At 50.4% G+C, this 14,201-nt stretch carries 17 protein-coding genes; 14 read left to right on the top strand and 3 right to left on the bottom strand.

The window, feature by feature from the left end; translation table 11 throughout:
• The first annotated feature begins 12 nt into the window (after positions 1–12).
• The 3 genes from thiT to spoVM all read left to right on the top strand — a co-directional run bounded on the left by thiT (position 13) and on the right by spoVM (position 1,045).
• A complete protein-coding gene (gene thiT, locus KB186_RS07005; RefSeq protein WP_173608122.1) occupies positions 13–573 on the top strand; it encodes an energy-coupled thiamine transporter ThiT in 561 nt (186 codons plus the stop codon).
• 191 nt (positions 574–764) lie between these two features.
• Positions 765–938 (top strand): hypothetical protein, encoded by a 174-nt coding sequence (locus tag KB186_RS07000; protein ID WP_007728365.1) that lies wholly within the window; start codon positions 765–767, stop codon positions 936–938.
• Positions 939–961: 23 nt separating this feature from the next.
• Positions 962–1,045 (top strand): stage V sporulation protein SpoVM, encoded by an 84-nt coding sequence (gene spoVM / locus KB186_RS06995; RefSeq protein ID WP_005831022.1) that lies wholly within the window; start codon positions 962–964, stop codon positions 1,043–1,045.
• 99 nt (positions 1,046–1,144) lie between these two features.
• On the opposite strand, the gene rpmB is transcribed toward spoVM, so the two are convergent.
• Complete coding sequence (gene rpmB / locus KB186_RS06990) at positions 1,145–1,333, bottom strand: 50S ribosomal protein L28 (RefSeq protein WP_005831020.1); 189 nt, start codon at positions 1,331–1,333, stop codon at positions 1,145–1,147.
• Between the two features lie 248 nt (positions 1,334–1,581).
• Here rpmB and KB186_RS06985 point away from each other — a divergent pair, with 248 nt between their 5' ends.
• From KB186_RS06985 to KB186_RS06955, 7 genes are all read left to right on the top strand, one after another.
• Positions 1,582–1,947 (top strand): Asp23/Gls24 family envelope stress response protein, encoded by a 366-nt coding sequence (locus tag KB186_RS06985; protein ID WP_007728362.1) that lies wholly within the window; start codon positions 1,582–1,584, stop codon positions 1,945–1,947.
• A 13-nt stretch (positions 1,948–1,960) separates the two neighbouring features.
• Positions 1,961–3,667: a DAK2 domain-containing protein gene (locus tag KB186_RS06980; RefSeq protein ID WP_173608121.1), complete on the top strand. Its 1,707-nt coding sequence runs from the start codon at positions 1,961–1,963 to the stop codon at positions 3,665–3,667.
• Between the two features lie 45 nt (positions 3,668–3,712).
• Positions 3,713–4,570 carry a DegV family protein gene (locus KB186_RS06975; RefSeq protein ID WP_232773304.1) on the top strand — a complete coding sequence of 286 codons (858 nt, stop codon included), beginning with the start codon at positions 3,713–3,715 and terminating at the stop codon, positions 4,568–4,570.
• Positions 4,571–4,849: 279 nt separating this feature from the next.
• Positions 4,850–5,515: an L-serine ammonia-lyase, iron-sulfur-dependent subunit beta gene (gene sdaAB, locus KB186_RS06970; protein WP_221868413.1), complete on the top strand. Its 666-nt coding sequence runs from the start codon at positions 4,850–4,852 to the stop codon at positions 5,513–5,515.
• A gap of 38 nt (positions 5,516–5,553) precedes the next feature.
• Positions 5,554–6,438 (top strand): L-serine ammonia-lyase, iron-sulfur-dependent, subunit alpha, encoded by an 885-nt coding sequence (gene sdaAA / locus KB186_RS06965; protein WP_047068155.1) that lies wholly within the window; start codon positions 5,554–5,556, stop codon positions 6,436–6,438.
• Between the two features lies 1 nt (position 6,439).
• Positions 6,440–8,494, top strand: coding sequence for an ATP-dependent DNA helicase RecG (gene recG, locus KB186_RS06960; RefSeq protein ID WP_173608117.1), 2,055 nt, complete (start codon positions 6,440–6,442; stop codon positions 8,492–8,494).
• A 158-nt stretch (positions 8,495–8,652) separates the two neighbouring features.
• Entirely contained in the window at positions 8,653–10,149 is a 1,497-nt protein-coding gene (locus tag KB186_RS06955; protein WP_173608381.1) for a hypothetical protein, read from the top strand.
• On the opposite strand, the gene KB186_RS06950 is transcribed toward KB186_RS06955, so the two are convergent.
• Together KB186_RS06950 and KB186_RS06945 are read right to left on the bottom strand one after the other, a co-directional pair.
• Positions 10,146–10,631 (bottom strand): GNAT family N-acetyltransferase, encoded by a 486-nt coding sequence (locus KB186_RS06950; protein ID WP_173608116.1) that lies wholly within the window; start codon positions 10,629–10,631, stop codon positions 10,146–10,148. The two genes, KB186_RS06955 and KB186_RS06950, sit on opposite strands and share 4 nt — an antisense overlap.
• A 20-nt stretch (positions 10,632–10,651) precedes the next feature.
• Positions 10,652–11,014, bottom strand: a complete 363-nt coding sequence (locus KB186_RS06945) for a VOC family protein (protein ID WP_173608115.1) — start codon at positions 11,012–11,014, stop codon at positions 10,652–10,654.
• 122 nt (positions 11,015–11,136) lie between these two features.
• Here KB186_RS06945 and KB186_RS06940 point away from each other — a divergent pair, with 122 nt between their 5' ends.
• The 4 genes from KB186_RS06940 to KB186_RS06925 all read left to right on the top strand — a co-directional run bounded on the left by KB186_RS06940 (position 11,137) and on the right by KB186_RS06925 (position 14,135).
• Positions 11,137–12,006 carry an AraC family transcriptional regulator gene (locus KB186_RS06940; RefSeq protein WP_173608114.1) on the top strand — a complete coding sequence of 290 codons (870 nt, stop codon included), beginning with the start codon at positions 11,137–11,139 and terminating at the stop codon, positions 12,004–12,006.
• 172 nt (positions 12,007–12,178) lie between these two features.
• On the top strand, positions 12,179–13,420 hold the full coding sequence (locus tag KB186_RS06935; RefSeq protein ID WP_173608113.1) for a DNA polymerase IV: 1,242 nt from the start codon (positions 12,179–12,181) through the stop codon (positions 13,418–13,420).
• On the top strand, positions 13,417–13,788 hold the full coding sequence (locus KB186_RS06930) for a YhjD family protein (protein WP_173608112.1): 372 nt from the start codon (positions 13,417–13,419) through the stop codon (positions 13,786–13,788). Before KB186_RS06935 ends, KB186_RS06930 begins: the two co-directional genes overlap by 4 nt.
• Positions 13,785–14,135: a YolD-like family protein gene (locus tag KB186_RS06925; RefSeq protein ID WP_007728326.1), complete on the top strand. Its 351-nt coding sequence runs from the start codon at positions 13,785–13,787 to the stop codon at positions 14,133–14,135. Before KB186_RS06930 ends, KB186_RS06925 begins: the two co-directional genes overlap by 4 nt.
• Positions 14,136–14,201 lie beyond the last annotated feature (66 nt).

Raw genomic sequence — 14,201 nt, 5'->3', positions numbered from 1 at the left:
GGAGTGACTATTTTGGATCGTCAACGATTGGTCATTTTGTTGGAAATGGCGATGATGGCGGCTCTTGCAATTGTTTTTAGTCAGATCAAGGTCTTCGATATGCCACAGGGTGGCTCTGTGTCCCTGGTGATGGTACCAATCGCGTTGATCGCTGTTCGCCGTGGACTCGCTGCTGGTGTCATGACAGGGCTTGTTGTCGGATTTCTTCAATTGTTCTTGGGCAGTACAGTTGTCCATCCGGTTCAGCTGTTGCTGGATTATCCTCTTGCTTTTGGTGCGCTTGGTCTTGCTGGGCTTTTTCGCTTGTCTGGCTACGAAGGAACGAAGCAACGAATCATGGTACTGTGGAGCGGCTTGCTCATCGGCGTGATTGGACGATTTGTCTGCCATTTTCTATCGGGTGTTATTTGGTTTGGCAGCTACGCGCCAGAAGGTGTACCAGTCTGGCAATATTCCCTCATTTATAACATCACGTATCTGTTGCCAGAAATGATTATTGCGGGAGTCGTCTTGACAGTTGTGCTTAGCAGCGCATCGCAGCTGCTGTTTCCTGCACGCGATCGAGTTGCGTAAGAAAAAGGAAAAAATCGGTATCATGTACAAACTATCCACATAATGTAATCAGGCAGCGAGTTTTCGTTGCCTGATTTTTTACTTCTTAGACATATACTTTTTTCAGGTGGCAGGATACATGTTTATCCGACAGCAGAATATGATGTAATATGCACGTTTTTGAGAACACCTAAAGGAGGTGCTTACGCGAAATGGGATTGCGCTCCTATCGCCTGCGACAGGGGGGCGCCTTGCGACGTGTTCTCGGGGTAGCGTTGGCTGTCGGGGGAATCACCATTTTCCTGTATTGGGCACCTCCGTGGGTTTGGTATAGCCTATTGGCATTAGCACTCATAGGGGCCGGCGTGTATTTGTATCGTGTGTAGTAATTTCGGTGAGGAGGGGTAGCATGCGGTTTTACACCATCAAGTTGCCGAAGTTCCTGGGTGGCATGATTCGGGGCATCATCGAGGCGTTCAACAAGAAAAAGTGAAGTCTCGGCCCCGAGCCTCCTTTGGGAGAAGAGTGGAGAAACGGGAGGAAATGCAAAAAAGCACCTCGAGGGTGCTTTTTTTCGCATAGCTGAGATTAACTATACGCGAGTTACGAGACCGGATTTCAGTGCTCGAGTACTTACATAAACGCGCTTCGGTTTTCCATTTACGAGAATGCGCACTTTTTGTACGTTGACACCCCAGGTGCGGCGAGTTGCGCGCATGGAGTGGGAGCGAGCGTTTCCAGCTTTAGCAGATTTACCTGTTACAAAGCAACGACGTGCCATTACGATCCACCTCCCTTGTTACATCTAAACGGGATTTCCTTTGTGGGAAATACAAATACTCGACTATATTAGCACAACATTGCTGTCAATTGCAATACTTGACAAGATGATTTACCCAGTCTTTCTCGTAGGGTTGATAGGATTGACAAAACGCTTCATTTCTATTAAGTGTTAGTGTAGAATTGTAAGGAAGCATGGTTACGCTTACCTATGACGGTCAAGCTGTTTAACAGAGGAGGAGTCCTTGCATGACGGTGGAAATGAATACATCGCTAGGAAAGATCGATGTTACAGAAGATGTGATCGCACGGATTGCTGGAGGCGCGGCCATGGAAGTTTTTGGACTTGTGGGCATGGCTTCTCGCAAAGCGTTGAAAGATGGAATCGCTGAGCTGTTAGGAAGAGACAACCTGAGCAAAGGTGTCGTCGTTCATAACACAAATGGCGAAGTAGTATTGGACATGCACATTATCGTCAGCTATGGCGTGAAAATTTCCGAGGTGGCAGGCAACGTTCAACGCCGTGTTCGATATACCTTGGAGCAAACGGTAGGCATTGATGTGACTGCTGTTAATATTTTTGTGCAGGGAGTTCGTACAGACAGGGATATGTAAGGAGGAACATCAGTTGGTACATACGCGTCTAGATGGCGTGCTGTTTAGCCGGATGGTTTACCTGGGGGCGAACCTTTTATCCGACAACGTCAGAGTAGTGGATGGATTAAACGTCTTTCCTGTGCCGGATGGCGATACGGGGACAAACATGAATTTGACTTTCTCTTCTGGTGTGGAGGAGCTGTCTCGAAAGGAATCCCCCCGAATCACTGAATCGGCTGCTGCTTTGGCAAAAGGTCTGTTAATGGGAGCGCGCGGTAACTCCGGCGTGATTTTGTCCCAGTTATTCCGCGGCTTCAGCAAATCAGTCAATGGAAAAGATGAGGTTAACGCCCGTCAGTTTGCCGATGCCTTGAAAGCTGGTGTTGACTCTGCGTATCAGGCAGTGATGAAGCCGGTAGAAGGCACGATTTTGACTGTTGCCCGTGAAGCGGCGGAGATGGCTGTGCGTGCAGCACGCACGTCAGATGACATTATCTCTGTCATGGAAAAAACATACGAGCAGGCGCAAGCTACGCTGTTGCGTACGCCGGAAATGCTGCCTGTTCTAAAAGAAGTGGGCGTAGTCGACTCAGGTGGACAAGGTCTCTTGTTTATTTATGAAGGGTTTTTGCGAGCATTGCGCGGGGAAGAACTATCCGCCGATCGCGAGCGTTCGGTACCCAAAATCGGTCAGGAAGAGTTGGACAAGCTCATTTCTGAGCAGCATCATGCACAAATCCACATGAAAACAGAAGACATCACGTACGGGTACTGTACGGAGTTTATGGTTCATGTCGCGCATAGCACCGAGCCGAACAAAAAGCCGTTTTCAGAGGCACTGTTTCGCAGTCATCTGGATACAATGGGTGATTCACTACTGGTCGTCTCTGATGAGGAAGTTGTCAAGGTACATATTCATGCAGAGCATCCGGGAAGCGTACTGCAATACGCTCAGCAATTCGGCAGCCTGCATCGACTGAAGATAGAAAACATGCGCGAGCAGCATGCGAACATTCTCAAAGCGGAGGAAAACAAAGGACAGGCGAAGCCAGAAACAGCTGCTAAACCTGCTACAGAGTTGCTTCCATACGGATTGATCGCGGTAGCTGCTGGTGAGGGAATCGCTACGATTCTGCGCAGCATGGGTGTGCATGTGGTAGTAGAGGGCGGCCAAACGATGAACCCGAGCACAGAGGACTTCATGAAGGCCGTCGCAGGACTGAATGCCCAGCACATCATCATCCTGCCAAACAACAGCAATATCATCATGGCAGCACAGCAGGCATCAGAGCTAGCTGAAGTTCCGGTTTCTGTCATACCGACGAAGAGCATTCCGCAGGGGTTGGCAGCACTTGTCAGCTTCCGTGCAGATGCCCAGCCGGAAGCGAACGTGCAAGCGATGACCAAGGCGATTGCTCAGGTGAAAACCGGAATGGTGACGCACGCGGTTCGCGACACGCAAATGGGTGAGGTAGAAATCAAAGAAGGCGATTTTATCGGCATGGCCGAGAAAGAAATCGTCACAGCAAATCCTGACTTGTTAGCTTGCGCAACGACGCTGCTCTTGGGAATGGTGGATGAAGACTCCGAAATCATTACGATTTTCTTAGGGGAAGATGCGACAGAAGATCAAGCTCATGCTTTGGAAAAAGCTTTGTCCGATTCATACCCGGATGTGGAAGTTGAGATCCAGGCAGGCGGTCAACCGTTGTATCCATTCATTTTTTCTGTCGAGTAAAAGCCTATTTTTTGAACGAATGAACAGGGAGAGGAGCGATCGAGAATGCCAATTGTGATTCTTACCGACAGTGCGTCTGATATCGATGCGTCTGCGAGGCAGTCATTGGGGATCGTGGCCGTCCCGTTAAAAATCATGTTTGGGGCGGAAACGTATGTGGACGCGGTCACTATCTCGTCTTCGGAGTTTTTCGATAAGCTGAAGCAATCGAGCGTGATGCCGACAACCTCGCAGCCGTCTCCGCTTGAATTTGCTGAAGCGTACAAAGCGATCCATGAGAAATATGGCGAGGACGTGCAAATCATTGCCATACTCTTATCGGGTTCCTTATCGGGTACGTATCAGTCAGCGATGATCGCCAAGTCGATGTTGGATGAAAATATCGACATTACGGTGATCGATTCTCGCAAAGCCTCATTTGTTCACGGAATGATCTGCATAGAGGCTGCCAAAGCCGCTCAAGCAGGCAAGAACAAGGAGCAAATTCTGGATCAGATTGATCGTTACTTGGATGAGGTGCAGGTATACTTTATTGTGGATACACTGGAGTTCCTCCAAAAAGGCGGTCGAATCGGCAAAGCATCTGCTGTCATCGGTTCGCTCTTGAACATCAAGCCGATTTTGACACTGGATCCTGCCGGGTACGTCTCTGCTTTTGACAAGGTACGAGGGACGAAGAAAGCTCTGAATCGCGTATTTGAAGCGTTGCAGGAATACGCGCAAGGCGAGCCAGTGAAAATCGCTGTGCTGCACAGCAGTGTTCCCGATCAAGCGGCTGAGCTCTTGGAGCGACTCAAGCAAGAGTTTGCGGTAACGGATTCTTGGTTGGAACAGATTGGTCCGGTGATCGGTACGCATACAGGTCCCGGTCTACTCGGGATCGTCATGGTAAAAGATAGGTAAGGCATATTCAGTATGGAGAGGAGCTTCCCTGAGGCAGGGGGCTTCTTTTTTATACAGAGGTTCTGGTGATTATTGGGCGTAGAGCAATGATAAAGAAGATTCCCGTCCCCATTTTTTTCAAAGGGAGTTTTTTCATTTATCCTGATTTGACCGCATGTTGCCTCCGGAAATCGGTTATGATTGCTTTACGTACAGTTTCCTCTGTAGCGCTTTCAAAGGCTGTAGGATACAATGAGAGTGAATCTTGTTGAACCCCTTGTGATTCGGGAGGAGAACCGGTTGAAGTACAAAAGCGTATTTGATATTATCGGTCCAATTATGGTTGGACCATCTAGCTCCCATACGGCTGGTGCAGCCCGTATCGGTCGTGTGGCTCGCAAGCTGTTTGGCAGAATGCCTTTGCGAGCAGAAATTGTTTTTTACGGTTCATTTGCAAAAACGTATCAAGGACATGGTTCTGATGTGGCGACTGTTGCAGGAATTCTTGACTTTGACACGTCGGATTTGCGTCTGAAAAATTCGCTGGTGATTGCAGAAAAAGCTGGCATGGAAGTGGAGTTGTCCACTTCTGACATTTTGACAGAGCACCCGAATACGGCGCGGATCAAGCTGTCTGATGATGAGCGTCAGATTGAAATCGTTGGTGTCTCCATTGGTGGCGGGAAGATCGAAGTGTTGGAAGTGAACGGGTTTTCCTTTCAGTTGGGCTTCGATACACCGACGCTCTTGGTTCTGCATGAAGATCGCTTCGGGATGATTGCGGCTGTGGCAAAGGTGCTGACGCAGCACAACATTAACGTTGGACTCATGGAAGTGTCTCGACATACACGCGGTTCGCGTGCTTTGATGGCAATCGAAACGGATTCGACGATCTCCCCGGAAGTACTGGAGGAAATTCGTCAAATTCCCCATATCTTTGACGTATCCCTGCTCGCATTGAACTAAGCAAAAGGACGAGCAGGATTAGAGGAGTGAACAACCAGATGTTTCGTAATGTGGCTGAACTAGTAGAGTTGGCCGAATCCCAGGGGAAGAAGATCTCCGAGGTGATGATTGAAGCAGAAATGGAAGTTTCCCAGCGCAGTCGGGATGCCATTATGCAAGATATGTACGCCAACCTCGATGTAATGGAAAAAGCAGTGCGTCGCGGGCTTACCGAAGATATTCGCTCGCATAGCGGGTTGACGGGCGGCGATGCGAAGAAGCTGCAAACATACATGGAGACCAAGACGTTTTTGTCCGGTCCCACACTTTTGAATGCAGTCTCGATGTCTGTGGCGGTTAATGAAGTAAACGCAGCAATGGGCACGATTGTCGCAACGCCTACAGCAGGAGCATGCGGCATTGTACCAGGCACGTTGTTTGCCGTATCTGACAAGCTGCAGCCGACCCGTGAAGAAATGGTCAATTATTTGTTCACGGCAGGCGCTATCGGGTATTGCATTGCCAATAATGCGTTTATTTCAGGTGCTGCGGGTGGTTGCCAGGCAGAGGTAGGCTCTGCAACAGCCATGGCTGCTGCGGCGATTGTAGAAATGGCTGGCGGTACGCCTGAGGAATCTGCCCAAGCAGTAGCGATCGCGTTGAAAAATATGCTCGGTCTGGTCTGTGACCCCGTAGCCGGACTGGTTGAAGTACCATGTGTCAAACGAAATGCGATGGGAGCAGCGATTGCGACAGTAGCCGCAGATATGGCAATGGCAGGCATCAAGAGCGTAATCCCAACAGATGAAGTCATCGATGCCATGTACCGAATCGGTTGTGCTATGCCGACTACGCTGAAGGAAACCGCACAGGGTGGTCTTGCTGCCACGCAAACGGGTCGCATGATCGAAGCCAAAGTGTTCGGCGTACGGATGGAGAAGTAAGATGGCTGGTGCATATCAATCGCCCGTCTCCCTTTTGCACGGGGTAGGGGAAGAGCGAGCGAAGGCATTTGCAGGACTGGGAATCAACAGCATTGGCGATTTGCTGGAGTATTTCCCGTCTCGCTATGAAGATTACCGTGTGCGCGATTTGACTGAAGTAAAAGACGGAGAGAGGGTCACGCTGGCAGGTACGGTGTACGGCGAACCCTCTGTTCGTTTTTTTGGAAAAAGAAAATCACGACTGTCCGTCAAGGTTGTCATGGACCGTGTCGTGGTGACGGCTGTCTGGTTCAATCAGACGTTTGTCAAAAGCAGGCTGTCGCCAGGCAAGGAAATACTCGTCACGGGAAAATGGGACAAGCACAAGCTACAAATCACAGTGAGCGAAATGACAGAAGTAGACTCCGAACGCGCGACAAAAAGAGGCGAGCTCGCCCCTGTCTATCCACTTGGCGGGGATGTGACGCATACACTGCTGCGCAAAACCATTCAACAGGCGTTGCGTCAATATGGCAAGGAGATACCTGAGATCCTTCCTGCGGATATCGTGGAGCGCTACCGATTGATGCCGCGGAAGGATGCCTTTCATTCGATTCATTTTCCTGAAAATGCGGAAGATGGTCGTCAAGCGCGGCGACGGATTATGTTCGAGGAGCTTTTCTTATTCCAGTTGAAAATGCAAACATTGCGCAAGATTAATCGGCAGCAAACGGAAGGCGTTGCTTTGGCGATTCCGATGGAAGAGGTCCGGGAATTTGTCAAAGGGTTGCCGTTCCCACTGACAGATGCGCAGAAACGAGTAGTAAAAGAAATATTGGACGACATGCGGGCCCCTCATGCGATGAATCGATTGCTGCAAGGGGACGTAGGCTCGGGGAAAACCGTTGTAGCCGCCATCGCGCTGATTGCTGCGGTGAAAGCAGGTTATCAAGGAGCGTTGATGGTACCGACGGAGATTCTCGCCGAGCAGCATGTGCAGTCGTTGACGAAGCTCCTATCCGATTACGGCATTCAAGTTGCGCTCTTATCGGGCTCGCTGACGGCGAAACGTAGACGCGAAGTCATCGGCTCTCTGCAAATGGGGTTAATCGATGTCGTAGTCGGTACCCATGCGCTCATTCAAGAGGATGTCTTTTTTTCTCGTCTTGGTCTCGTGATTACGGACGAGCAGCACCGATTCGGTGTGGAGCAGCGGCGAATTTTACGGAATAAAGGCTTGTCCCCTGATGTCTTGTTTATGACTGCAACGCCAATTCCGAGAACACTGGCAATTACGGCATTTGGCGACATGGACGTTTCTACGATTGATCAAATGCCTGCGGGGCGCAAACCGATTGAGACGACATGGAAAAAGCATGATCAGTTTCCGGCTGTGCTGGAGCAAATGCGGGATGAGCTACGAAAAGGACGACAGGCCTACGTGATTTGTCCGCTTATCGAGGAATCCGAAAAGCTCGATGTGCAAAATGCGATTGATGTACATGCTCAGCTCACACACATTTTCCCTGAATTCGGCGTAGGCCTGATGCATGGGCGACTGCCCGCGAAAGAAAAGGATGCCGTCATGCAAGCCTTTCTTGCCGCAGAGCACGCTGTCCTGGTCAGTACAACGGTCGTAGAGGTCGGTGTGAATGTGCCGAATGCTACCTATATGGTCATCTATGATGCGGAGCGGTTTGGTCTTGCTCAGCTTCACCAATTGCGCGGGCGCGTAGGACGTGGCTCTGAACAGTCATATTGTGTGCTGATCGCCGATCCGAAATCCGAGATTGGAAAAGAGCGGATGCGTGTCATGTGCGAGACGACGGATGGATTTGAGCTGTCGCAGCGCGATTTGGAATTGCGCGGACCGGGTGATTTTTTTGGAACCAAGCAGAGCGGCTTGCCGGAGTTTAAAGTCGCTGATTTATTAAGTGATTACAAAGCGCTGGAGGTAGCGAGACAGGAGACGGTCAAGCTGGTAGCAGAGGACTCCTTCTGGCGTGACGAAAAGTATCACTGGCTGCGTGACTATTTGAAGAATGAGGGCGTACTCGACGGTGTCGTCTTCGATTAAGAAAGGAAAGTCTTCCCACGTTCAAGCGCGTGTGAGAAGGCTTTTTCTTTTGTGGGGTGAAACCTTAAGCAAGCTCTCGACGTCTATCCTCTGTAAGGTAAATTTTTCTAGGAAGCGAGGCGAGTTTTTTGTCTTTGCGAAAAATTCGGGGAATGAGTATGTCCATTGTGTTCGCATTGCTTATCATGACAGGATCCGACTTCGCGCAAGCAACTTCCACGGACAGTCGGATTGCTCAGACTGGCCCATCTCATACGACTAGCCAAACGACAAAGGAATGGAAGCAAAAGGAACTGCCTTACGACTACGCGGCGATGAAAGAAGACGTGGTTATACAGCTAAACGATGCACCACAGCTCCGCTCTCCTCGAAGAACGGTTGTGGGACCTGCACCACAGGCGTACACTATCTTTTTTAAGGAAGCCGTGAACCGTGGAACAGTCGAAGAGGCCATCCGCAAAAATGCCCAGGAAGAGACCAAAAAAGAGGATTTGGGTTTCGTGGAGCCGATTTTTACGTTTCACTGGGTGCACGACCGTCAACTGCAATTGCTGGCTACCCTTCCTGAGCTTGCCAAGGACAGAAGCTGGACGGAATATGTTGTCAGCGTAGCAGGAGCGAAGAAGGTAAAGGGAACCGTCTTTGGCGATACAAATGATTTCTCGGCGGTGGTGTTTGCTCCGTCTCAGATTTGGCGAGTCTCAGTCGATGGCAAGGTGAAAGAGAAAATGACGGACTTTGCCGTCAGGACTCCCATGCAGTTTATCGACCCCGAGGAACGGTATGTGCTACTGGAGCGATTTACAGAATATTGCGAGTGCGATGCCCGTTTCGCCATGCTGTATTCGATTTATGACACACAGACAAAAGAGCTGACTGCTTATCCAGTGGAGCTGACTGACAACTACAGCGGTGCAGGCGATTTCATGGCAGATCGTCGCGGCTTCTTTTTCGCTCATCCACCGAAAGGGACAGAAGTACCGAAAAGCGAGTTTGCCATTCGTGTCAAGGTAGATGGATACGTACATGGAGCCAGCTTTAGCCATGATCGCAAGCATGTATTGATGGCAGTGGGCAAGACCGAACAGAAAAAGGACCTCGATCTGATCGTGTACGATTTGGAGACTGGAAAAGAACGGCGCCTCCCAGGTGTCATCAAAGGATGGGTTCCAACAGACGAGATGAATGGGCAAGTCCAGCCCGTTAGTTTTATGGATGGTGGACGTTACGCGACGTTTGAAATGAGAACAGAGGAAGATAGCTTCGAAGAGCTTCGTCAACGCTACGATTGGCAGTCAGGCAAGGTGATCAGCTGGAATCCACCGGTTCCCAAAGAAGCGTGGTCTGGCTATATTCAGTCGACGGATGGCGCCTATCAAATGTATTGGAATGCAGGAGTGTTTAAGGGCGACGTCAAACTGATGGAAATGAAGCCAGAAGCGGTATGGATTCCAGGCACTCACCATTTGGTTTATATCGATTGGGAAAAAGCTGAACAAGGGGCGGAGTCCGTTTCGTCGCTCTTCCTGTTCGATGCCGATCGTAAGCAACAATCTGTGCTGGTGAAAGGACTGCCAGCAAGTGTATCGATTCTGGGAGCGAGCAACGATGGAAAATGGCTCTACGTCACGACTCCGGACGCATTTGCCCCTTAAGCGTCATATTCCGTTGCCAGCATCGATAAAATGATCAAGGATTCGTAAGTATCGCCTGCTTTTAGGCAATCGCGCAAGGTGCCCTCTATGTGAAACCCTTCGGATACGTAAAGGCTGCGGGCGCGGTCGTTCGTTTCTTTTACATCCAGCCAGAGCCGATGGGCCTTTTGCTCGATAAATGCCCACTGCTTGATCTGACGCAGGATGTTGCGACCGTAGCCGTTCCCCTTTGCTGCGATTGTGATACGGATGAGTTCAATACTTTGATGAGGATTGGTCAGCCCGGCGATGATGACGTAGCCGACGGGGTGGCCTGTTTCTTTTTTCTCGGCAATCATATGGAGGATGTCCGGGTCGCCAAGAGCGTTATGGTGCCGATCTGCGCTCCACGGAATAATGAACGGGGCATTCTCTGGTGCATTTTCTACTTCGCATACGAAAGGAATGTCTGCCGGTGTAGTTCGGCGCAAGTGGATGGTCATGCGTGTATCTCCTCTTTCATTTAACATTGGCTTACCATAATCAGATTGCCGTCGGGATCGCGGAAGTTGAACCAGTGGCCATGCTGGATAGGGGTGACGACTTCGACTCCGCTCTCTTTGAGAAAGGCATAGGAGGCTTCGATATCCAGTGTGTTGAAATGAAACAAGGGGGCATCATCTGTGATACGCTTCGGAAAGATTTTGCTGTCCAGGACGAGTGTCAGTCCACTTTGCAAAGGAATGCAGTATATATGCCCGAACATAATTTCACCGTCTATGGGAATGCCCAAGAGACGGCAGTACCAGTCGCGTGCGCGCTCGATGTCGCTGACGGCTACAAAAATAGCTCCGATTTGGGGGAGCAGAGGGGAAGTCGTTGTCATGTGATAGAGCTCCTTTCAATAGGCGTTTTTTTCACAAGATCGACCCGTCATCATCGTGCACGAAATGTCGGATCGCCCGATTTTGCATCTGCTATTCTGAGGAGGAAAGGGAGGTCATTACCATGGATTTGCTTGTAAAGCTGAATGAGGCTCTGGACTACATCGAAGACAATTTGACCAGCGAGATTGACTATAAAGAAATCGCCCGGGTAGCTTGCTGCTCCGAGTATCACTTCAAAAGAATGTTTTCTTTTCTCGCTGGTGTTCCGCTATCCGAGTACATCCGGCGTCGGCGCATTACGCTTGCAGCTTTTGAGCTTGCGGACAGCAACGAGCGGATCATTGACATTGCGATCAAATACGGATACGGATCGGCTGATTCCTTTGCCAGAGCTTTTCAGAATGTGCATGGAGTCACTCCGACAGAAGCCAGACATATCGGCCAACCCTTGAAGGCTTATCCACGAATGACCTTTCATCTATCCATAAAAGGAGGCAGTGCCATGAACTACCGCATGGAAGAAAAAGAGGCATTTCGTATTGTGGGTCTGAAAAAAAGAGTCCCGCTGATTTATCGTGGAGTCAATCCAGAGATTGCGGCTATGTGGGCTTCATTAGATAGGGAGACGATCCAGCAGCTGAAGTCGCTATCCGATATCGAACCACTAGGACTGATCAGTGCGTCCACGAACTTTTCAGAAGGTCGGCTGGAATATGGCGAGCTCGATCATTATATCGGCGTAGCCACTACAAAAGCTTATCCAGACAACCTGGCAGTACTTGAAGTTGCTGCTTCCACCTGGGCGGTCTTCGAAGCAGTGGGTCCTTTTCCCGATACGCTGCAAGATGTCTGGGCCCGGATTTATTCGGAATGGTTTTTATCCTCTGGTTATGAACAGGCTGAGGGTCCGGAGATTTTGTGGAACGAAAATAAAGACACTTCATCCCCAACCTTCCGAAGCGAAATTTGGATTCCTGTCGTGAAAAAGTAACCCTTTATTGGATTCGCTCTCGCTTGCGGAACACCTACCGATGTGTGCTTATCCGAGAGGAAATAATTACTAGCTTTTTTTTGCGCGAGACAGGCATAAAAACGAACGTTTGTTTGCTATAATAAGAACAAAGCAACAAGGGAACATAAGTTCTTATTTAGGGGATGATCGTATGTCCAATGCGAACAAGCGGATCGTATTTTTGATCGACATGCAGAGCTTTTATGCCAGTATCGAGAAAGGGGCCAATCCAGAGCTGCGAAACAAACCGATTGTCGTCGCGGGTGATCCGGAGCGGCGCAGTGGAGTCGTGCTGGCAGCGTGTCCGATTGCCAAGTCATACGGAGTGGTCGCGGCCGAAGCGCTGTGGCAGGCGCAGCAAAAGTGTCGCCAGCTCGTCGTTGTTCGTCCGCGCATGGAGATGTACATTCGCATCTCCATGCAAATCACTCGCATATTCGAGGCATTTACCGACAAGGTGGAGCCGTACTCGATCGACGAGCAGTTTCTCGACGTGACAGGCAGCGTTCACCTGTTTGGTGATCCGATGCAGATGGCTGCACAGATTCGGCAGCGCGTCTGGATGGAGACAGGAATCAACTGTCGGGTAGGCATCGGGGAGAACAAGGTATTGGCCAAGATGGCCTGTGATAATTTCGCCAAGAAACGGGAAGAAGGCGTTTTTTGGCTCAAGCGGGAAACGTTAGCGGATACGCTCTGGAAGCTTCCGATTGAAAAGCTGTTCGGCGTAGGCTCACGCATGAAGCGTCATTTTCATCGAATGGGCGTCTATCAGATCGGGCAGCTTGCAGATATGAGGCCAGCCATCCTCACCCGGCATTGGGGAGTAAACGGGGAAGTGCTGTGGCGCACGGCTCACGGAATCGACGATTCACCTGTGGCTTTGGATTCCTATGATTCACAAAAAGGGATCGGTCATCACATGACGTTGCCGCGGGATTACCATACAGCAGCGGAAATCAAAGTGGTGCTTTTAGAGCTGTGCGAAGAAGTGTGCCGTCGGGCGAGGAAAAAGGAGCTGATGGGCTCCGTTCTGTCTGTGGGCTGTCGTGGAGCTGATTTGGCTGCTGGAACGGGCTTTGGACGGCAGATGAAGCTCACGGAGCAGACGAATGATGCCATGACTTTGTACGAAGCGGCCTGCTTTCTGTTTGACCGCCACTGGCAGGAAACGCCCGTCCGCAGTATCGGGGTCAATCTGGGGCAGCTTGTCCCTGACAACGTGGTACAACTCAATCTGTTCACGGACAATCACAAGCGGCGTTCGTTGGCACAAGCTATGGATGATATCCGGACCCGATACGGTCAGGACGCCATCCTGCGCGCCACCTCTGTATTGGAAGCAGGACAGGCGAAAGAGCGTGCACGTAAGATCGGAGGACACTACAAGTGACGGAGCCGATGGTGTCTGACGAGCAGGAAATGATACGCCAGTATATTTTATTTGGCATTTTGTTTCGGGCGGTCATGGCCGATCTGGGGCAGATGCGGATTGTGCCGTTGAAGTTTTCTTATCAGATGATGTTCAATGAGCTCTCGCGGTGGGCGGAGCGGCAGCATCACCAGCTGCGTCGCATCCTGCGGCAAAGAGGGTGCACAGTCGTCAGCTCACGACGTCAGGGACATATGTATGTCGTCCACTATCGACAACGCGGGTATGTGCGAGAAGCGATCTATACGATTGAGGTATTGCGGGCAGAGTGTCAGGAGCTCGTCCATTTATGGACCCGATATGAACAGCGAGGAGAGAACAAGCAATGAGGGAAAAACGCGTGTCCAAAAAGGAAAATGTATTCGTGGCCAGTCGGTTTGTGCTGCCGGAGCATCGGGAAATGTATTTGCGGATCAAGGAAGAAGAGCGCCGCTATGTACCACCCGAGCTGGATCAGGAGCAGCTCAGCGCCTTGAGCGAGCTGGTATGGCAGGCGTTTCAGACAGAGAGTATCCTGACACTGACCTATTATGACGGGCGAGAGCCGCGACGCCTGTCTGCCCACATTATCCATATTGATCAAGCGGCGAGACGCCTCAAGCTTCGGGCAGGCTCCGAGATTCACTGGGTTCCTTTTGCCCGATTGCTGCATGTGGAGCTGGCAGCGAGCTTCTAAATCGAAGAAATGCAGGTACATGATGGGCAAGATATGAGAATTACTCAGGAAATCGGCAAAAATAGG

Origin of the sequence: Brevibacillus sp. AF8 (genome assembly GCF_021270385.1) — a bacterium.
Lineage (GTDB): Bacteria > Bacillota > Bacilli > Brevibacillales > Brevibacillaceae > Brevibacillus.
Note: the sequence above shows the minus strand (reverse complement) of the source record. Positions and strands in the feature narration are given on the sequence as shown.

Bases quoted from the DNA above. Each gene is read 5' to 3' on its own strand.
- KB186_RS07000 (WP_007728365.1), top strand. From the start codon at position 765: ATGGGATTGCGCTCCTATCGCCTGCGACAGGGGGGCGCCTTGCGACGT.
- spoVM (WP_005831022.1), top strand. From the start codon at position 962: ATGCGGTTTTACACCATCAAGTTGCCGAAGTTCCTGGGTGGCATGATT.
- rpmB (WP_005831020.1), bottom strand. From the start codon at position 1,333: ATGGCACGTCGTTGCTTTGTAACAGGTAAATCTGCTAAAGCTGGAAAC.
- KB186_RS06985 (WP_007728362.1), top strand. From the start codon at position 1,582: ATGACGGTGGAAATGAATACATCGCTAGGAAAGATCGATGTTACAGAA.
- KB186_RS06975 (WP_232773304.1), top strand. From the start codon at position 3,713: ATGCCAATTGTGATTCTTACCGACAGTGCGTCTGATATCGATGCGTCT.
- sdaAA (WP_047068155.1), top strand. From the start codon at position 5,554: ATGTTTCGTAATGTGGCTGAACTAGTAGAGTTGGCCGAATCCCAGGGG.
- recG (WP_173608117.1), top strand. From the start codon at position 6,440: ATGGCTGGTGCATATCAATCGCCCGTCTCCCTTTTGCACGGGGTAGGG.
- KB186_RS06955 (WP_173608381.1), top strand. From the start codon at position 8,653: ATGTCCATTGTGTTCGCATTGCTTATCATGACAGGATCCGACTTCGCG.
- KB186_RS06950 (WP_173608116.1), bottom strand. From the start codon at position 10,631: ATGACCATCCACTTGCGCCGAACTACACCGGCAGACATTCCTTTCGTA.
- KB186_RS06945 (WP_173608115.1), bottom strand. From the start codon at position 11,014: ATGACAACGACTTCCCCTCTGCTCCCCCAAATCGGAGCTATTTTTGTA.
- KB186_RS06940 (WP_173608114.1), top strand. From the start codon at position 11,137: ATGGATTTGCTTGTAAAGCTGAATGAGGCTCTGGACTACATCGAAGAC.
- KB186_RS06935 (WP_173608113.1), top strand. From the start codon at position 12,179: ATGTCCAATGCGAACAAGCGGATCGTATTTTTGATCGACATGCAGAGC.
- KB186_RS06925 (WP_007728326.1), top strand. From the start codon at position 13,785: ATGAGGGAAAAACGCGTGTCCAAAAAGGAAAATGTATTCGTGGCCAGT.